This window comes from Thiohalorhabdus sp. Cl-TMA (assembly GCF_041821045.1).
Taxonomy (GTDB): domain Bacteria; phylum Pseudomonadota; class Gammaproteobacteria; order Thiohalorhabdales; family Thiohalorhabdaceae; genus Thiohalorhabdus; species Thiohalorhabdus methylotropha.
Genome location: NZ_JBGUAW010000002.1, coordinates 84,170 through 101,783 on the forward strand (window position 1 = coordinate 84,170; position 17,614 = coordinate 101,783).

A 17,614-nucleotide genomic window follows, 5' to 3' on the forward strand; every position below is an offset into this window, starting at 1 on the left:
AGGCGACGCATGGCAGGCGAGCCCCGGATCAGCCTGGAGCAGGGGGAGCGGCAGGCGATCATCCGGCTTTCCGGGAGCTGGGTGATTGATCACGCAGGGAACAGCGAGGAGACGGTGGACGGCACACTGGACGCAGTGAAAAACGTCCAGCGGGTGGTGGTCCGGGGAGAGGGCATCGATGCCCTGGACACGGTCGGCGCCTGGCAGCTGAACGGGATGTACACCGCCCTGGCCGAACGGGGGATCGAGGTCGAGCAGGATGGCTTCCGCGCGGCCCATTCCCGCTTTATCGCCCGGATCGCCAAGGTGTCCGCCAGCGGCGAGCCGGCGGAGCCCCGGCGCCGGAATGGCATCCTAAAGCGCCTGGAGGGCCTGGGCCGGACTTGCGTGGGGGGGCTGCGCCATGCCGGCGAGTCCGCCGAATTCCTGGCCGGCGTGTTCATGACCACGCTCCGGATCCTCGTGCACCCCCGCAGGTTCCGGTTCGGTGCCGTGGTGGCCAACATGTACCGCGCGGGGGTCACGGCCATCCCCATCGTGGGCCTCATGGCCTTCCTGATCAGCATCGTGCTGTCCTACCAGGGTGTGGTCCAGCTGGAGCGCTTCGGCGCGGAGATCTACACCATCAATCTCACGGTGGTGTCCCTCCTGCGGGAGATGGGCGTACTGCTTACCGCCGTGGTGGTGGCCGGCCGGTCGGGAAGCGCCTTCGCCGCGGAGCTGGGGGTAATGCGGCTCAACGGCGAGATCGACGCCATGGAGACCCTCGGGATGAGCCCCACGGAGGTGCTGGTGCTGCCGCGCATCCTCGCCCTGATGATCATGGTGCCCCTGCTCACCTTCCTTGCCGACCTGTTCGGCCTGGTGGGGACCGCCTTCAGCGCCCGCATGCTGGTGGAGCTTTCCCTGCCGCAGTTCCTGCATCAGGCCCGCTCCGCGCTGACCCCGGATTCTTTCTGGATGGGCATGATCAAGGCGCCGGTATTCGCCTTCATGATCGCCACCACCGCCACCTTCTGGGGGATCAAGGAGGCCGAATCCCCCGAGGAGGTGGGCCAGCAGGTGACCATCTCCGTGGTGCAGTCCATCTTCCTGGTCATCGTCGCGGACGCCGTGGTGTCCGTGGCGCTCTCCCGGGCCGGGATCTGAATGAAGGCGCCGGCCCCGGAGCCCATGGTCCGGGTAGAGGGGCTGGTGAACCGCTTCGGCAGTCAGATGGTCCACGACGCCGTGGATCTGGAGGTGCATCGCGGCGAGATCTTCGGTCTGGTCGGGGAGTCGGGGAGCGGCAAGAGCGTCCTGCTGCGCAGCCTGATCGGTCTGCAGCGGCCGGTTGGCGGCCGGATCCTGTTCCAGGGGCGTGATATCCGCGACCTTTCTCCGGCCCAGTGGCGAATGGTGCAGAAGGAGTGGGGAGTACTGTTTCAGCAGGGGGCGCTTTTCTCCGGGCTGACCGTCCTCGAGAACATCGAGCTTCCCATGCAGGAGCATTTCCGCCTTTCCGATGGTCTGCGACGGGCGCTGGCCAAGCTCCGCCTGCGGCTGGTGCGCTTGCCGGTGGAGCACGGCGAAAAATTCCCGGCGGACCTGTCCGGTGGCATGAACAAGCGGGCGGCGCTGGCCCGGGCCCTGGCCCTGGATCCCGAGATCCTGTTCCTGGACGAGCCCACTTCCGGACTCGATCCGATTTCCGCCAGCGCCCTCGACGAGCTGATCCGCGATCTGCGGGACACCTTCGGCCTGACGGTGGTTCTGACCACCCATGACCTCCACACCCTCGCCGAGATCTGTGACCGCTTGGCGGTGCTCGTGGACGGCAAGGCGATTACCGGGACCCTCGAGGAGATGCAGCGTCACCCGCATCCGTGGCTTCGCGCCTTCTTCCGCGGCGCACGGATGCAGTCGGTCCTGAACAGGCGCTAGGCACCATGGAACGCGACGTACGCTATATAACGGTGGGTATCGTGGTGATCCTGACCGGGATCGGCTTTTTCCTGTTCCTGCTCTGGTTCTCCCAGAACCCGGAGGGCGAGGACTTCGAACAGTACAGCATCTATTTCCAGGGCAGCGTGGGGGGGCTCGATGCGGGAAGCGAGGTCCAGTATCAGGGGGTGGAGGTGGGGCGTGTGATCGCCATCGAGGTACTGGAGGATCGGCCCCGGTTCATCCGGGTTCATATCCAGGTCTCGGCCAATACGCCGGTCAATCGGACCACCGTGGCCACGAGCCGGTCCGTGGGCTTCACCGGGCTCGCGTACGTGGGTCTGGAAACGCGCGAAGCCGATGCGCCGCCCCCGCGGAAGCCCCCCGGGGAGCGCTTCGCCGTGCTCGATTCGCGTCCCTCGCGGCTGGAGCAGGTGTTCGAGGACCTGCCCAAGATTCTGAAGCGGATCGAGAACGTGGCCCGCAGGGCGGAACGGCTGCTGGGCAAGGACACGGAACGCCAGGTGCATGCCCTGCTGAAGGGCGCGAATCGACTCACGGAGAATCTCAACGGCCGCGTCCGGGAGCTCTCGGGCATCATGGACCGCACCCGCGAGACCCTCGCCGGCGTGGACCGGACTTTGACCGGCACCCGGAAGACCATGCGCGCGGCGCGGCAGGTGCTGCCCGAGGCGGAGGCCGCCCTGGGCAATCTGCGCGCCCTGAGCGGACGCCTCGACCGCTTCCTGGCCCAGCACCGGGGCGACCTCGACCGGTTCACCAGCGAAGGCCTGGAGGAGCTGCGCCTGTTCCTGGAGGACGGCCGCGCGACCCTGAAGGAAGTGCGGGAGCTGAGCCGCCGGCTGAAGGAGAATCCCTCCCAGCTCATCTATCAGCCGGGCGCAGAAGGCGTGGAAATCCCCCAATGACGACTCGACTCCTGGCCCTCGTGGCGGTGCTGCTGGCGGCTCTGCCGCTCGGCGGCTGCATCTCCCTGTCCGCCCAGTCGGAGGACAAGGCGCCGAGCCTGTACCTGTTGAACGCCCTGCCGCCCCGCCAGTCCGGCGTGGAAAAGCCCGAAGGCCGGCCCACCTCCCTGGTGGTGGAGCTGCCCCAGGTGGCGCCCGGACTCGCCACGGACCGCATCGCGCTGATCCGCGGCGGGCAGCGGCTGGACTACTTCGCCAACGCGCGCTGGGCCCAGTCCCTGCCGGAGCTCCTGCAGGCCTTCTTCGCCGAGAGTCTGGAGCATCGGCTGCCCCGGGTACGGGTGGGCACCCCCACGGAGGTGTCGTCCGCCGATTACCGGTTGCAGGTGGCGGTGCGGGACTTCCAGGCGGTATACCGCAAGGGGCTGGAAACGGCCCCTGAGCTGCAGGTGACCCTGGTGGCCACCCTGAGCCGGCCCGGGAACGGGAAGACGCTGGTCCAGGTTCGGGAGGTTCGGGAGCGGAGGGCCTCGGCCAACCGTCTGGGGTCGGTGGTGGTGGGACTGGAGGAGCTGCTGGAGGACGCCTACACCGCGGTCCTGGATGCCCTGCGCCCGGAGATGGGCCCGCGGGGCTGACCGGATGCGCCGGGCCGGCTCCTCAGGGGCGCGGCACGGCGATCCGGATGTCGCGGACCAGGCCGATCCGCGGCGCTTCGCCCCGGAGGCCCCATACCACCGCCCCGGCGCCCCGCTCGCCGTCGAAATCCGTGAAGCGGACCCGGTCCACCCGGGTCAGGCCCTCCAGGACCAGGGAGCCGGTATCGCGGAGCGTGGGGCCCCCGTCTCCCGGGCGTACCCGCAGGGCGGTCAGGCGGGGCTCCGCTTCCCCGGCGCCCACCAGCAGGTCGCTGACCCCGTCGCCGTCCAGGTCCGCCACCGCCAGCGCCCGGGGCGCCCGGCCTCCGGACAGGCGATAGGACTGGGTGATGGCGGGACGCGGATCCCCGTCGAAGAGGAAGAGGCGCCGCTCGCCGCGGTCCAGGACCACCGGCTCCCGGTCGCCGTCGCCGTCGAAGTCGCCCACGGCCAGCTCCGCGTCGAGCCGGCCGCCGGCGGGCGCCGTTCCGTAGGCGGCGGTATCGGTGGGGGAGAGTCTGCCGGCGCGGTTCTCCAGGACGGTAACCCGGCGGTCCGCGCGGAGCACGACCAGGTCCGTATCGCCGTCGCCGTCCAGGTCCGCGGTCCGGGCGGCCCGGGCGGTGCCCTTCAGCCGGTGCTGGTGGCTCGCTCGGGGCTGGTCGCGGTCCGGTCCGCCGGGGAGCACCACGACGTTGTCCCCGCCCCGGAAGGTCTTGTAGAGGACCGCCAGATCCGCCACGCCGTCCCCGGTGAAGTCGCCGCTCGCCAGGGCCCGGGGGTGGTCGGGCCGGGCCGTGCGCCCTAGGGTGGCGGGAAAGGTGGCGCGGGGGCCGCCGAAAAAGACCCGCACATCATTGCGGGAGCTGCCGCCGGGAATGCCCGCGAAATCGCAATGGCCGTCCGCATCCCAATCTCCGGTGGCCAGGTCGGCGAAGTCCCGCTGCAGGTTGAGCGGCTGCCGAAGCCTCCCGCCGTCGATGGCCAGTACGGTGGTGCGGCCCGCATCCTCGGGGCTGCGCCCGGTGGCCACGAAATCGGTGGCGCCGCTGCCGTTGAAATCGCAGTCCGCCACCCGTTCCGCTCCGTGGTTGAAGGCCCGGTAGGTGGCTCCGCCCGTTTCCAGGGCGGGACCCTGCGGTCCGGAGGCGCAAGCCGCCAGGAGGAGGCTCGCGGCGGTGGCCAGGCGGAGGTGCATCGCGGTCATCGTTTTCCTCGGTGTTGGGAACGGCTCCCGGCGCCCCGCGCCGGGAAGGTTGGCAATCGGGCGGAGCCGGTCAGCCGCGGTCGCGGTTCCAGAGGGTTTCGGGGGCGCCGGTCCGGCGGTTGATGGCCCGGGCCAGGACGAAGAGGAGGTCGGAGAGCCGGTTGAGGTACCGGAGGGTGACCGCGGAGACGGGCTCCTCGATCGACAAGGTATACACGGCCCGCTCGGCCCGCCGGCAGACCGTTCGTGCCGCGTGGGCCTGGGCGCCGGCCCGGCCGCCGCCGGGCAGGATGAACTCCTTGAGCGGGCCCAGCTCGGCGTTGAGCTCGTCTATGCGGGCTTCGAGCGCATCCACCTGCGCCTCGCGCAGGGCCTCGTGGCCGGGGACCACCAGCTCGGCGCCCAGGTCGAACAGGTCGTGCTGGAGGTCGCCGAGCAGTCGGGCGATGTCCTCCGGGAGGGGCTCGGCCGCGATCAGGCCCACCTGGCTGTTGAGCTCGTCCACGTCGCCGTAGGCCTCCAGGCGCGGGTGATTCTTGGCCACGCGGGTCCCGTCGCCGAGGTCGCTGCTGCCCTCGTCGCCGGTACGGGTATAGATGCGGGAGAGCCGATGGCCCATTTTGATTGGCTCCTCGGAGGCTGCGTTGCTATTGCGGCGGCTCGATGTAGTCGCCGCCCCAGGGATTGTCCAGGTTGCGACCCATCTCCAGGTTCACGGTGCCCTGCTCGGCGATGATGCGCTGTCCCTCGTCGGAGAGGGCGAAATCCAGAAACCGTTGTACCGCAGGCTCGGGATCCCGCGGTACGGTCAGGTACAGGGGCCGGTAGAGCGGGTAGTCGCCGTTGGCGATATTTTCGGCGGACGCGGCCTTGCCGTCCACTCCGATGATCTTCACGTCGCGCTTGCGGGCGCTGGATACGCCGGTGACGGCGATGGCGTCGGGGACGTGCTCCACTGCCATTTCCAACGGTCCCGAGGACTTGCGCGCCAGGCCGCGGGCGAAATCGCCGGCGCCGGTGCTTTCCCGAAAGCCCAGCTCGCGGAAGGAATAGCCCACGCCGGAAAGGGGTAGGGAGCGGTAGCCGATGATGATGAACTTGTCGGGACCGCCCAGCTGCTTCCAGTTGGTGATCTCGCCGCGGAAGACCTTTTCCAGCTCTCCGCCGGAGAGGTCGTTCACGGGGTTGGAAGGGTGAACGATCACCACCAGCGCGTCCCAGGCCAGCTGCACCATCCGCACGTCCTCGCGCTCGTCGTTGGCCAGCGCCGGTCGGCAGGAGCCGCCGAGGTCCAGCTCCCCCTCGTGCACGCCGCGGATGCCATAGGTGGCCCCGCCGCCCTGGATATGGATCCTGGTGCCGGTCTTTTCCTGGAAAGCGCCGGCCAGGGCCCGCATGAAGGCCTTCTTGGTGATGCCGCAGCCGCCCCACTCCAAGGTCTTGGCGGGCGCCGGGGAAACCGCCATAATCGCGGCGGATAGGATGAACAGCCCTAGGATCGGGCGCAGCAATGATTGCATGACGGGGCCTCCGCTGGGGGTTCCCTCGTGGGCTTTCCCGTAAAGCCGAGTTGACGGTCGAGGCATTCTAGCAACTGGATCCCAGGTCGCCGAATGCCCAATACAATCAATGTCCCCGCGTCCCCGCCGGGGGCCGGCTTCTGATCATACTTAATGCAGTTGGAGGCGTTTCCCCATGCCCGATTCCCCATCCGTCGAGGCGGTCCAGGAGCTTCTGGAAAAGCCCTTCATGGACCTGGTCTACGAGGCGCAGACCGTACACCGCCGGCACTTTCGGCCGGGGGCCGTGCAGGTCAGCAGCCTCCTGTCCGTGAAGACCGGCGGCTGTCCCGAGGATTGCGGTTATTGCTCCCAGGCCGCCCGCTATCATACGGGCACGGAGCGGGACGGGCTGATGGAGGTGGACCAGGTGCTGGAGCGGGCCCGCGCCGCCCGGGAGGCGGGTGCCACCCGGTTCTGCCTGAGCGCCGCGTGGCGGGGTCCCAAGGACAAGGATCTGGATCAGGTGGTGGAGATGGTGAGCGCGGTGAAGGGCATGGGTATGGAGACCTGCGCCACCCTGGGCATGCTCCGGGACGGACAGGCGGAGCGTCTGGCGGAAGCCGGCCTCGACTACTACAACCACAATCTGGATACCTCGCCGGATCATTACGACGAGGTGATCTCCACCCGCACCTACAGCGACCGGCTGGACACCCTGCAGAAGGTGCAGGAGGCCGGGATGAACGTCTGTTGCGGGGGCATCCTGGGACTCGGGGAGGAGCGCCCCGACCGGGCCGGTCTGATCGCCCAGCTCGCCGCCCTGGAGCCGCAGCCGCAGAGCGTGCCCATCAACAATCTGGTGCCGGTACCCGGGACGCCCATGGAGGACAACGAGCCGGTGGACGTGGTGGAGTTCATCCGCACCGTGGCCGCGGCGCGGATTTGTCTGCCCACCTCCTACATCCGCCTCGCTGCCGGGCGGCTCTCCATGAGCGAGGCGGAGCAGGCCTTGTGCTTCATGGCGGGGGCGAACTCCATCTTCTACGGCGAGCAGCTCCTCACCACCCCCAATCCGAACGAGAACAGCGACCGCGCCCTCCTCGACAAGCTGGGCATGACCATCGAGGAAGCGGCCCAGGACTCGCGCGCCGAGTCGGAGGTCTGAGGCCCCGGCGCCGCTATCCGGCGCCTCGCCAGTCCTGGATGCGGGCCATGAGCGACGCCGTATCCAGGTCCCAGATGGGCTCCCCGGCATAGAGGCTCACCCGGCCGCTGCGCAGGTGCTGATACCAGGCACCGAGGAAATTGCGGTAGGTCTCGTTGACGTACCGGTCGTTGGCCGCCGCCTCCGGGCCCAGGTAGGCCGGCCCCGAGAGGCTGTCGCCGTGGGCGGCGAGCCGAGGATCCCCGGCCACGGGCTCGGCCTCGGGATCGCGCAGCAGGAAGTTGCCGTCCATGTCCAGGCAGACCACGCGGCGCCCCTCGGAGGGGGCCTCGGCCAGGACCCGCTTCAGGGCTTCCCGGTCCGGTACCCGCGCCGTTCCCTCCCGGTGGGCGATGGCGTGGATGCCGATCTCGCCCGGAGCGAACGGGCCGCGATCGGGCGCCGCTTCCCATGTAACGCGACCGCGCCAGTCCTTTTCCACATGGCCCGCCAGCCATCCCTTGGCCTCGGCGGAATCCTTCGTGGTGTAGTCCTCCCCGGCGAGCGGCTCGGCGAACCGGGCCTTGCGCCAGCTCCCGTCGCTTTGCAGGCGCCAGGTCCGGGTCCCGCTGGGGTTCAGGGCGTCGATGGAATATTTGGGCATGCCGGCCTTCCTTCCGTACTCTCCGGCGGCCGCCGGATCGCCCGGAGAGCCCCGGGCGGGCGCGGAGGCGCCCTCAGGGATGCCGCCGGATGACCACAACGGTGAGATTGTCCTGGAACGGATTGTCCGCGGCCAGGGCGGCATCCGCCAGGGCCCGGGCCGGATCCGCCGGAGGCATGTCGTCCAGCACTTCGGCGATCCGCTCCTCTCCCAGTGTATCGGTGAGGCCGTCGCTGCACAGCAGGAAGACCTCGGAGCCCGTTAAGGGGCCCTCCAGGCTGTCCGTCCGGGCCTGCTCCTCGAGACCGGCCGCCTGGGTGAGCACGTGTCCATAGGGGTGGTTGCGGGCCTCTCCGGCGCTTATGCGGCCCTGCTCCACCCACTGCTGGACCAGGGTATGGTCCCGGGAAAGCCGCTCCAGACGCCCGTTGGACCAGCGGTACGCCCGGCTATCCCCGAGCCAGGACAGCTCCCAGCGGTCGGTGTGAAGCCGCAAAGCAACGAGCGTGGTACCCATGTCCGAGGCCCGGTGCCGCGCCTCCCGCCAGGTGGCGCGGTTGGCGGCGGCCACGGCGCCGGGCAGGTCTTCCCCCTCCAGAACGGCGTGCTTCAAGGCGCGCACGGCCGTGCGGCTCGCGACTTCGCCGTGGCTATGGCCTCCCATGCCGTCGGCCACCGCCCACAGGCGCAGGTCGGGGGCTTCCAGGAAGCTGTCCTCGTTGGTGCCGCGTAGTCCGATCTCGGATACCGCGGCGCTGATCCAGGGCTCCATGATGCGCAGCCACCCGGCTAATGCTCGTCGCCGATCCGTTCCCGGTCCGGACGGGGGGGAAGGGCCCGTTCCGCCGCCTCCGGGTCCAGGGCGTGGCCGATTCCGTGCTCCGCCTCGGCCAGCAAATCCGCATCCATTTCCGCTTCCAGCTCCGGGAGCCAGTGGCGCTCCTCGAAGCGGACGTGCGCATTGACGCACTGGCCGAGGCGGAGTGCTTCTTCCCAGGCGCTCTCGATGTCCGCTTGCCGGAGGCAGCGTCCCAGGCGCTGGGCTACCCGGTGAATGCCCACATGCTCCTGCAGTACCCGGGTCACCAGCGAATCCGTACCGGGACGGTGCCAGCGCCCAAGCAGCCCTTCCTCCTCGGCGCGGAAGTGCGGCACCAGCTCTACCTCCCAGAAGCGATGGGCGGCCTCCCCCACTACCCGCTTCTCGCCGGGATCGGGGGGCGGATCCAGACGCTCCCACTGGCGTAGGGTCTTGGCGAATACCAGGGCGATGTGGTGCTGACGGCTCAGGGGCTGAAGCGGATCGCTGCGGTGCATGATGCTCCCCGTGGCAGGCGGTGGGCTCGGTTAGCGCCCTATCATCATTGACTCCAACAGGGCGCGCGGCAAGGATCGGGCGCCCGCGGAGTATGCCAAAATGCGGGTTCCCTTCCTCAATTCGTCCGGAGGCCTTCGTGGACCGCAAGACCCTGTACCGGCACAGTGACGCCGAGGGGACCATCGAGGTGGTCCAGGAGGGGGAAGCCCGGAGCCTTTACTTCGGCAGCCCGTCCAAGCAGAGCAGCGTCCGCCCGGACGCGCCCCACGCGCTGGTGCTGCCTTATACTCGGACCCTGACCGCGGCGCTCCTGTTCCGGCCCGATCCGCGGCGCATCCTGCTGGTGGGGCTGGGCGGCGGGGCCCTCGCCCATTTCTTCCTCCATTATTTTCCCCGGGCCTGGGTGGAGGCGGTGGAGAATCGCGCCCAGGTGGTGGCCGTGGCCCGCGATTTCTTTGCCCTCCCCCTGGAGGATCCGCGCCTGACCATCCACCTCCGCGACGCGGCATCCTTCCTCGCCGAGCCCGGCACCGCGCCCCGGCGGGGCTGGGACCTGATCGTGGCCGATGCCTACAACGCCGACGGGCCGGAGCAGGCGACCCTGCTCGCCGAATTCTACGAGCGCTGCTGGCTGGGGCTGCATCCGGAGGGGGTGCTCGCCGCCAACCTCTGGAGCAGCAACCGGCGACGGCTGCGCGGTACCCTGGGAGCCCTGGAGGAAGTCTACGGAGCGCCCGTTTACCGGCTCCAGGCCCGGGGACGGGCCAATGTCTCCGCCTTCGCCGGACGGGCCCCCCTGCCCGAGAATCCCTGGCACGAGCTCACGGACCGCGCCGTCTTCCTCGAGGAGCGTATCGGCCTCGCCTACCGGCGTTATCTCACCGATCTGGCGCCCCATCGCCGGGGGTGGCTGGATTCCCTCCGGCCCTAGCCCAAGGATTCAGACTTATTGATGCAGACCCTGGGCTGGTGCTCCTGTGGTCGCCCTGGTCGGCAGCCGGCGTCGGGTCAGGATCTGAACCGGGTGACGGAGGCGGCTCTGCCCCTCATGGGGCTCATCGCCGGTGTGGAGGAGCACCGGCTCGAGCAGTCCGTGCGCCCGGAGTAGGGCATGCGCGCCTTCTTCGGGGCCGCCCGGCCGCGATCCCCGGCCGGGCCTGAGACCGGTCCGGCTCAGCCGGTCAGGGTGCCCACCGAATCGGCCAGCCGCTCGGCGCGCGCCACCATGGAGTCCAGCACCGTCAGGCCGCGGTCCCAGAATCCGGGGTCGGAGAGGTCCAGGCCGAGCCGCCCCACCAGGGCCTCGGGGCTATCCGAGCCCCCGGCGGCGAGCAGCTCCATGTAGCGCGGCACGAAGTCCGCGCCCTGCTCCCGGTAGCTTTCGTAGAGAGCCAGCGTGAGCAGCTCGCCGAAGGCATAGGCGTAGACATAGCCCGGCACGTGCAGGAAGTGGGGGATGTAGGACCACCAGGCGCGGTAGTCCTCGGTGAGCACCACGCTGTCCCCGAACATGGGGCGCTGGGTCTCCATCCAGAGCGCGCCCAGACGCTCCGCGGACAGCTCGCCCTCCTCGCGGCGGGCGGTGTGCGCGGCGTGCTCGAAGCGATTCATGGCCACCTGCCGGAACACGGTGGCGAACATCTCCTCCAGCTTGTTGCAAAGCAGCCCGAGTCGGGCCCGCTCGTCCCCCTCCTGCCCCATCAGGTGCTCGAAGGCCAGCATCTCGCCGAACACCGAGGCGGTCTCGGCGGTGGTGAGCGGTGTGTCGGCGTTGAAGAAGCCCTGTTCGCGCGCCAGGTACTGGTGGACGCCGTGACCCAGTTCGTGGGCCAGGGTCATGACATCCGAGGGCGTGCCGGTGAAGTTCACCAGCACGTAGGGATGGACGTCCGGTGTGGCGGGGTGGGAGAAGGCGCCGCCCTGCTTGCCGTCCACCACCGGGGCGTCGATCCAGCCGCGGGCGAAGAACTCCTCGGCGATCTCCCGCATCCGCGGCGAGAAGCCGCCGAAGGCGCCGAGCACCGTCTCCCGGGCCTCGTCCCAGGAAACCGTGCGCTGGGTGCCGGGCAGCGGCGCGTAGCGGTCGTAGTCGTGCAGGGTGTCGAGGCCGAGCAGTCGGGCCTTGAGCCGGTAATAGCGCGCCACCAGGTCGTAGCGGTCGGTGACCCGCCCCACCAGGGCCTCCACCATGGCGTCGGAGGCCTCGTTATCCAGGTTGCGCTCGGTGAGCCAATGCGGGTAGCCGCGCAGGCGGTCCTCGATGGACTTGTCGGAAAGCACGGTGTTGAAGACATGGGTGAGCAGGGGCAGCTGCGCTTGCAGCCCGGCGGTGAACCCCGCCGCTGCGGCCCGCCGGGTTTCCCGGTCCTCCCGTTTGAGGCGGGAGAGCACCTCCTCCTCGGAGAGCCGCTCGCCGTCCACCTCGAAGCGCAGCCGAGCGAAGGTCTCGTCGAACAACCGGTTCCAGGCGGAGCGGCTGGTGAGCTGCTTCTCCGCCAGGATCCGTTCCTCCGGCTCGGAGAGGCGGTAGGGCCGGTACTGGCGGGTGGTCTCCAGGAAGTGGCGGTAGCCGGCCAGGGATGCGTCGGTCAGTAGGGACGCGGCCCGTTCGTCGTCCACCCCCTGCCATTCGAGCTGGAAGAACAGCACCTGATTGCCGATGGCCGTGGCCCGCTCCTCCACCCGGGTGAGCAGCGCGCCCACCTCCGGGTCGTCGGTGCGGACGGTGTGCAATAGCTGGATGTAGACCGCCGGCCGGGCCAGCCGCTGCTCCAGGGCCTCAAGCCGGGCCACCGCCTCGGCCAGCTCCTCCGCGGCCAGCTCGGCGACCCGGCCGTGGTAGGTGGCGCGGAACGCCTCCGCCTCGGCCTCCGCAGCGTCCAGGTCCTGCTGGATAGCCGGATCGTCCGGCCCGGTGTAGAGATCGGAAAGGTCCCAGCGAACCGCATGCACGTCCGTGGTCATTGCGCGGGTCCTCCCTTGTCGCGGGCCAGGCGCTGGATGCATTCCAGATAGCCCTGCTCGTCGGGCTGGCCGCCCGACCGCTGTGCCTCCCAGAGGGATCGGCCCAGGCATTCCATGATCTCGTGCTCCGCGGCATGGGTGTCCCCCATGCCGGCCGCCAGCCGCTGGTAGGCCTCCCGGATCCCCTGGGGCCGGTCCGTGCCCACCTGTTCGGCGATGGCGATGTGCATGCCCATGTGCAGGAAGGGATTGGTCTCGCCGCTCTCCGGGGTCCACTCGTAGTCGGCGTAGCCTTCGCGGTCGCCCACCACCCGGTGGTACTCGGGGTGGCGATGAAGCACGTCGATCACCAGCTGCTCGCCGGGCTCGAGGGGCTCGCCCTTGTGGAATTTCTCCCAGGAGCGGAAGAACACCTCGCGGGTCTCGGAACGGTCGTTGCCGAATAGCATAGGGGGTCCTTGTTCGCGTTTCCGCGGGTCTAAAAAGGTCTTGGAGTATGAGAATCCGTGCCCGGGACCGAGGTTCCGAGGCTTTTTGGTCTTTTCCTTGGCGTGTGGTGGCGCTCTTGGTGGTTTGGCGTTGTGGTTTTGTCGTTCACGAGGCCGCCGATTCGGCGTACTCCTCCTTCTCCGGCCACAGGCACAGGTCGTACACCCGGCACTGCGCGCACTTGGGACGGCGGGCGGTGCAGGTATAGCGCCCGTGCAGGATCAGCCAATGGTGGGCGTGGCGCTTGTAGGCGGCCGGCAGAATGGCCTCCAGGGCCCGCTCGACGGCGGTGACGTTCTTGCCCGGGGCCAGGCCGGTGCGGTTGGAGACCCGGAATATGTGCGTGTCCACTGCGATGGTGGGATGGCCGAAGGCGGTATTGAGGATCACGTTGGCCGTCTTGCGGCCCACCCCCGGCAACCGTTCCAGGGCCGCCCGCTCCTCCGGCACCCCGCCGCCGTATTCCTCCACCAGGATGCGCGAGGCCTCCGCCAGATTCTTGGCCTTGTTGTTGAACAGGCCCAGGGTGCGGATATAGTCGCGGATGCCTTCCTCGCCCAGCGCGAGCATGGCCTCCGGGGTGCTGGCCACCGGGAACAGCTTCTCCGTGGCCTTGTTGACGCCCACGTCGGTGCTCTGGGCGGAGAGGCTCACCGCCACCAGCAGCTCGAAGGGCGTGGAGTAATTGAGCTCGGTGGTGGGGGTGGGATCCGTTTCCGCAAGGCGGGCGATGAAGGCCTCGGCTTCCTCGGCGGTCATGGCGCGGGGGGCGTCGGACATGCGGTCGTATTCCGGTTGCTGTGCGGCTGGAGAGCCAGGGAAAAAGCGGGCGGCCCTGGGGCCGCCCGTGCGCGGTTTCCCGGGATGCCGCCTCAGGTATGGCGATACGCGGGGATGTCGTCGGTTTCCGCGCGTCCGCGCTCCGCCACCCGGCCGTCGAGCTCGGTCACCTTCTCCGCGTGGCGCCGGGCGAAATCCTCCTTGTCGGCATCGGACATGGCGAGATAGGCAGTCTTGCCGATGAAGTTGCCCAGGTCGGCGGCGCGCACTGCCCACTTGTGGCCGTGGAGGTGGAAGTCCTCGCCGTGGTGCTGGCCGTGCGGGTAGTGCTGGAAGGTGGGGCCGAAGGCGGCCTTGAGGCCGTTGTCCTTTTCCATCCGCTCCAGGATGAAATCGAACAGGAAGCGGTAATACGCCTCCTCCAGCTCCTCGTCGAAGCCGTGGTATTCGAAGAAGCTATGCATGGCATTGCGGTCAACGCGCTTCTCGAAAGGCAGCTCGTGTCCGCTCATGGGTCTTTCCTTGTTGCTGGTTTGCCGCTGGTTACAAACCCGGTCATTCCGATATTTCGGGGCGAGACGTACCCGATGGGGCTGCCTTTATCAAGGGTTCCACCGGGCGACGTTTTCAGCCCTTTCTTATTCATTCCCCCTCGCCGAACCGGTCCTCCACCAGCTCGGAGATGGCCTCGGCGGCGGCTTCCTCGTCCGGCCCCTCTACGGTCAGCTCGAGCTCCGTGCCACGGCTGGCCCCGAGCATCATGACCCCCATGATGCTCTTGCCGGAGACCGTCTGGCCGTCGCGGCTCAGGTTGACCTCCGATTCGTAGGAGGAGGCCAGGGAGACCAGCTTGGAGGCCGCCCGCGCATGCAGGCCCAGCTTGTTTATGATATCGAGCTGGCGTTGGATCATGGACGCCCCGGCGGCGAGTACTGCAGCGATCGGCTGCGGCCGAGCACGATCCCTTCCCAGCCCCCCTCCAGGGCCTTCTGGACCTGCTCCTCCAGGGGGCGGGAGCGGTAGGTGAGCAGGCGGACCAGCATGGGTAGATTAACGCCCGCGATCACCTCCACCCGGCCCGGGTCGAGGAAGTCCATTCCCAGGTTGGCGGGGGTGCCGCCGTACATGTCCGTGAGGATGATGGTGCCGTCCTCCGTGCGTACCTCGTCGAGCGCGGCGAGGATGCGCTCGCGGGCCTCCTCGTAGGGGGACTCCGGGCCGATGTCCACGCCGGCGAGGGCGGGCTCTTCACGGCCCATGATGTGCTGGGCGGCCCGGATCATCTCATGGGCAAGATACTGATGCGCGATTATCAGAATTCCAGCCATGGGCGGTGTCATTCGGTCGTAGCACCCGGTTGGCGTCCCACCGGCTGCGTGGCGCCCAGCTCCCGGTGGCGTACCAGCACATGGGGAGCCCGGTCGTCGAAGAGCTTGGCCAGCCGCTCCACCATGAACACGGAACGGTGGCGGCCTCCGGTACAGCCGATGGAGACGGTCAGATAACTGCGCGGCTCTTCCGCGTAGGAAGGCACCCAATCCGCCAGTATCCGGTGGATATCCGAGAGGCGGCGTTCGAGCTCGGGCTGGGCCTCCAGATAGTCGATGACCGCCTGGTCCTGACCCGTCAATTCGGCCAGTCCGGGCTCGTAATTCGGATTGGGTAGGAAGCGTATGTCGAAAAGCAGGTCGCTGTCCATCGGTATGCCGTGCTTGAAGCCGAAGGACTGGAACAACAGGGTCAGCGGCCGGCCGCCCACCCCGCCGGAAGCGAAATCCTGCACCCGGCGCCGCAGGGTATGCACGGAAATGGCGCTGGTATCCAGGATGCAGTCCGCCGTTTCCGCCAGCGGCGCGAGGTGCCGGCGTTCCAGCTTAATGGCCTCCGGCAGGCTGTGACCGCCTTCCGCCAGGGGGTGGCGGCGGCGCGTCTCGCTGAAGCGCCGCAGCAGGCTGGCCTCATTGGCCTCCAAGAAAAGCCCGCGGATATCGAGGAAGGCTTCCTGCTCCAGCCGCTGCAGGGCCTGGGGCAGATCCTCCAGATGGGCGCGGGTGCGTACGTCCATGCCTACCGCCGCCTTGTTCACGGGCTGGGGGCCCGAGGCCAGGACCCGGGCCAGCTCGCAGAGCAGGTCCGGCGGCAGGTTGTCGACGCAATAATAGCCGGCATCCTCCAGGGCATGGATGGCGCTGGATTTTCCGGAGCCGGATATGCCGCTGACGACGATCAGTTCCATTCACCGCCCCGGTCGTCCTCGATAAGGCGCTTGCGCAGCCGCTCCCGGAAGTCCTTCTCCGGGTTGAACCCCGATGCCTTGTGAAAATAACTCTGCACGGCCACCTCCACCATCACCGCCAAGTTGCGCCCCGGGCTTACCGGAAGCACCACCCGGGGAATCTCCACGCCTAGGATCGACTGGGTGTCCTGCTCCTGCTGGAGCCGGTCGATCTGGGAGAGGTCGTCCCCCTGGACCCGCTTGAAGTGGATGATGAGACGCAGGCGCTTGCTGGCGACGATGGTGGCCGGGCCGAACAGCTGGCGGATGTTGAGAATGCCCAGCCCCCGGACCTCCATATGGTCCCGGAGCAGCTCGGGGCTGCGTCCCACCAGCATGCCCGGGACCTCTGCGGCGAATTCGGGGGCGTCATCGGCAATGAGATGGTGCCCTCGGGTCAGGAGCTCAAGGGCCACCTCGCTCTTGCCCACGCCGCTCGGCCCGGTGAGCAGGGTGCCCAGGCCCATCACGTCCAGGAACACGCCGTGGACGGTGGTGCGGTCGGCGAGGACCCGGCTCAGGTAGTGGTGGAGGTGGTGCACCAGCTGTGGGCTGGAAAGGTGGGCGAGGAGGAGCGGCGTTTCGTGCTCCTCGGCCGCCGCCGCGAGCTCCTCGGGCAGATGCTGCTGGCCGCTGTCGCTCACCATCAGGGCGGACAGGCCCTTGGCGAACAGTCCCTCCAGGACCTCGGCGCGCCGTTCCGGATCCATCTTGTTCAGGAAGGTGATCTCTGCCCGTCCGAAGACCTGCAGGCGGTTGGGATAGACGAAGTCCAGCTGGCCGGCGAGGGCCAGGGACGGCTTCTGAACCATTTCGGAGTCGATCTGGTGGCCGCCGGCGCCGCGGGCGGCCACCCATTCCAGGCCAAGGGTCTCGGCCTGGGCGTTGAAGACCTCTTCAACGGTTATGGTGGAAGCGCTCACGAACCCGCCAGTTCCTCGTCCTTGCCCACCAGCAGGTCGTACAGGTCGTTTCCGGAAGCCTCCAGCAGCCGATCCCGGAAGCCGCTGTCGTCGAGCATCCGGGCCAGACGGGAAAGCACCTGCAGATGCTGGTCGTTCTCCTCGTTGGGGACCAGCAGGGCGAATACCAGGGATACCGGCTGATCGTCCAGGGCGTCGAAATCCGTGGGCTGCTCCAGCCGGGAAAAGGCGCCGATGGGCCGGTCCAGGTCCGACAGGCGCCCGTGGGGAAGGGCCACACCGTGGCCAACCGCCGTGGAGCCGAGCTGCTCCCGGCGCAACAGGGTCTGGAAGACCTCCCGCTCGTCCAGGTCGGGCCGGTCGGCGTGGAACTCCTCCGCAAGCTGGTCCAGCAGGCTCTTCTTGCTGGACGCGCTCAGGTCCGTCCGAACCCGGCCCGGGCTCAGGAGGTCGCGTACCCGGATGGGCTCCCGGGGCGCGCTCCCCCCGGAGCCGTCCGCCGCCGCGTTACTCGGTTGGTTCGGGGGGCTGTTCCTTGGCATCGCGGGCTTCACGCTGGTGGTGGTCTTTGACTTTCCCTTGGTATCGGCGGGCCTGCCGGTCGATCTTGTCGGCCATCGCATCGATTGCCGCATACATGTCCTTGTCTTCCGCGTCGGCGTGCAGGGTGGCGCCGCTCGCGGTAAGTGTGATCTCCGCGGAATTGCGGAACTTCTCCACCGAGAGCACCACATGCGCCACCGTGACATGATCCATGTGGCGCTTCACCCGGTCCACTTTCTCGCGAACGTACTCATGGAGGGAATCGGTGATCTCAATGTTTTGACCACTGACATCTAGCTGCATTTGCAACCTCCG

At 68.5% G+C, this 17,614-nt stretch carries 23 protein-coding genes; 7 read left to right on the forward strand and 16 right to left on the reverse strand.

The annotated features are described in order from the left end of the window. Nucleotides 1-9: 9 nt before the first annotated feature. Genes ACERLL_RS02615 through ACERLL_RS02630 form a run of 4 tightly spaced genes read left to right on the forward strand, consistent with a single transcriptional unit; the run spans nt 10 to nt 3,490 of the window. Nucleotides 10-1,149 (forward strand): MlaE family ABC transporter permease, encoded by a 1,140-nt coding sequence (locus tag ACERLL_RS02615; RefSeq protein WP_373654505.1) that lies wholly within the window; start codon nt 10-12, stop codon nt 1,147-1,149. Then, on the forward strand, nt 1,150-1,923 hold the full coding sequence (locus tag ACERLL_RS02620) for an ABC transporter ATP-binding protein (protein ID WP_373654506.1): 774 nt from the start codon (nt 1,150-1,152) through the stop codon (nt 1,921-1,923). A gap of 5 nt (nt 1,924-1,928) precedes the next feature. Continuing rightward, on the forward strand, nt 1,929-2,852 hold the full coding sequence (locus ACERLL_RS02625; RefSeq protein WP_373654507.1) for an MlaD family protein: 924 nt from the start codon (nt 1,929-1,931) through the stop codon (nt 2,850-2,852). Continuing rightward, nucleotides 2,849-3,490 carry an ABC-type transport auxiliary lipoprotein family protein gene (locus tag ACERLL_RS02630; protein WP_373654508.1) on the forward strand — a complete coding sequence of 214 codons (642 nt, stop codon included), beginning with the start codon at nt 2,849-2,851 and terminating at the stop codon, nt 3,488-3,490. Before ACERLL_RS02625 ends, ACERLL_RS02630 begins: the two co-directional genes overlap by 4 nt. 22 nt (nt 3,491-3,512) lie before the next feature. Here ACERLL_RS02630 and ACERLL_RS02635 read toward each other — a convergent pair whose 3' ends face one another. From ACERLL_RS02635 to ACERLL_RS02645, 3 genes are all read right to left on the reverse strand, one after another. Then, entirely contained in the window at nt 3,513-4,697 is a 1,185-nt protein-coding gene (locus ACERLL_RS02635; RefSeq protein ID WP_373654509.1) for an FG-GAP repeat domain-containing protein, read from the reverse strand. A gap of 70 nt (nt 4,698-4,767) precedes the next feature. Next, nucleotides 4,768-5,316, reverse strand: coding sequence for a cob(I)yrinic acid a,c-diamide adenosyltransferase (locus ACERLL_RS02640; protein ID WP_373654510.1), 549 nt, complete (start codon nt 5,314-5,316; stop codon nt 4,768-4,770). A gap of 28 nt (nt 5,317-5,344) precedes the next feature. Then, entirely contained in the window at nt 5,345-6,217 is an 873-nt protein-coding gene (locus ACERLL_RS02645; RefSeq protein WP_373654511.1) for a phosphate ABC transporter substrate-binding protein, read from the reverse strand. Between the two features lie 175 nt (nt 6,218-6,392). On the opposite strand from ACERLL_RS02645, the gene bioB reads away from it, so the two are divergent. After that, complete coding sequence (gene bioB, locus ACERLL_RS02650) at nt 6,393-7,364, forward strand: biotin synthase BioB (protein ID WP_373654512.1); 972 nt, start codon at nt 6,393-6,395, stop codon at nt 7,362-7,364. A gap of 13 nt (nt 7,365-7,377) precedes the next feature. Here the strand turns inward: bioB and ACERLL_RS02655 are convergent, their stop codons facing one another. The 3 genes from ACERLL_RS02655 to ACERLL_RS02665 form a co-directional block, all read right to left on the reverse strand. Then, a complete protein-coding gene (locus ACERLL_RS02655; protein WP_373654513.1) occupies nt 7,378-8,007 on the reverse strand; it encodes a hypothetical protein in 630 nt (209 codons plus the stop codon). 73 nt (nt 8,008-8,080) lie between these two features. After that, on the reverse strand, nt 8,081-8,779 hold the full coding sequence (locus ACERLL_RS02660; protein WP_373654514.1) for a PP2C family protein-serine/threonine phosphatase: 699 nt from the start codon (nt 8,777-8,779) through the stop codon (nt 8,081-8,083). 17 nt (nt 8,780-8,796) lie between these two features. Beyond that, nucleotides 8,797-9,324 (reverse strand): hemerythrin domain-containing protein, encoded by a 528-nt coding sequence (locus ACERLL_RS02665; RefSeq protein ID WP_373654515.1) that lies wholly within the window; start codon nt 9,322-9,324, stop codon nt 8,797-8,799. A gap of 137 nt (nt 9,325-9,461) precedes the next feature. Here ACERLL_RS02665 and ACERLL_RS02670 point away from each other — a divergent pair, with 137 nt between their 5' ends. Both ACERLL_RS02670 and ACERLL_RS02675 read left to right on the forward strand, forming a co-directional pair. Then, a complete protein-coding gene (locus ACERLL_RS02670; RefSeq protein WP_373654516.1) occupies nt 9,462-10,256 on the forward strand; it encodes a spermine/spermidine synthase domain-containing protein in 795 nt (264 codons plus the stop codon). 21 nt (nt 10,257-10,277) lie between these two features. Further along, nucleotides 10,278-10,433, forward strand: coding sequence for a hypothetical protein (locus tag ACERLL_RS02675; protein WP_373654517.1), 156 nt, complete (start codon nt 10,278-10,280; stop codon nt 10,431-10,433). Between the two features lie 65 nt (nt 10,434-10,498). Here the strand turns inward: ACERLL_RS02675 and ACERLL_RS02680 are convergent, their stop codons facing one another. The 10 genes from ACERLL_RS02680 to hpf all read right to left on the reverse strand — a co-directional run bounded on the left by ACERLL_RS02680 (nt 10,499) and on the right by hpf (nt 17,602). Beyond that, nucleotides 10,499-12,289: a M3 family oligoendopeptidase gene (locus tag ACERLL_RS02680; RefSeq protein WP_373654518.1), complete on the reverse strand. Its 1,791-nt coding sequence runs from the start codon at nt 12,287-12,289 to the stop codon at nt 10,499-10,501. Further along, nucleotides 12,286-12,738: a DUF1841 family protein gene (locus ACERLL_RS02685; protein ID WP_373654519.1), complete on the reverse strand. Its 453-nt coding sequence runs from the start codon at nt 12,736-12,738 to the stop codon at nt 12,286-12,288. Before ACERLL_RS02685 ends, ACERLL_RS02680 begins: the two co-directional genes overlap by 4 nt. Nucleotides 12,739-12,883: 145 nt before the next feature. Continuing rightward, complete coding sequence (gene nth / locus ACERLL_RS02690; RefSeq protein ID WP_373654839.1) at nt 12,884-13,537, reverse strand: endonuclease III; 654 nt, start codon at nt 13,535-13,537, stop codon at nt 12,884-12,886. Nucleotides 13,538-13,650: 113 nt separating this feature from the next. After that, the gene (locus ACERLL_RS02695; RefSeq protein ID WP_373654520.1) at nt 13,651-14,070 is read right to left on the reverse strand and encodes a hypothetical protein; all 420 of its coding nucleotides are present in this window, start codon (nt 14,068-14,070) and stop codon (nt 13,651-13,653) included. Nucleotides 14,071-14,200: 130 nt separating this feature from the next. Further along, nucleotides 14,201-14,470 (reverse strand): HPr family phosphocarrier protein, encoded by a 270-nt coding sequence (locus ACERLL_RS02700; RefSeq protein ID WP_373654521.1) that lies wholly within the window; start codon nt 14,468-14,470, stop codon nt 14,201-14,203. Next, nucleotides 14,467-14,886, reverse strand: coding sequence for a PTS sugar transporter subunit IIA (locus tag ACERLL_RS02705; RefSeq protein WP_373654522.1), 420 nt, complete (start codon nt 14,884-14,886; stop codon nt 14,467-14,469). The genes ACERLL_RS02700 and ACERLL_RS02705 overlap by 4 nt, the downstream gene beginning before the upstream one ends. Before the next feature lie 8 nt (nt 14,887-14,894). Further along, nucleotides 14,895-15,794 (reverse strand): RNase adapter RapZ, encoded by a 900-nt coding sequence (gene rapZ, locus ACERLL_RS02710; protein ID WP_373654523.1) that lies wholly within the window; start codon nt 15,792-15,794, stop codon nt 14,895-14,897. Further along, nucleotides 15,785-16,756, reverse strand: a complete 972-nt coding sequence (gene hprK / locus ACERLL_RS02715) for an HPr(Ser) kinase/phosphatase (RefSeq protein ID WP_373654524.1) — start codon at nt 16,754-16,756, stop codon at nt 15,785-15,787. Before hprK ends, rapZ begins: the two co-directional genes overlap by 10 nt. Next, the gene (gene ptsN / locus ACERLL_RS02720; protein ID WP_373654525.1) at nt 16,753-17,298 is read right to left on the reverse strand and encodes a PTS IIA-like nitrogen regulatory protein PtsN; all 546 of its coding nucleotides are present in this window, start codon (nt 17,296-17,298) and stop codon (nt 16,753-16,755) included. The genes hprK and ptsN overlap by 4 nt, the downstream gene beginning before the upstream one ends. Then, nucleotides 17,264-17,602: a ribosome hibernation-promoting factor, HPF/YfiA family gene (gene hpf, locus ACERLL_RS02725; protein ID WP_373654526.1), complete on the reverse strand. Its 339-nt coding sequence runs from the start codon at nt 17,600-17,602 to the stop codon at nt 17,264-17,266. The genes ptsN and hpf overlap by 35 nt, the downstream gene beginning before the upstream one ends. Nucleotides 17,603-17,614 lie beyond the last annotated feature (12 nt).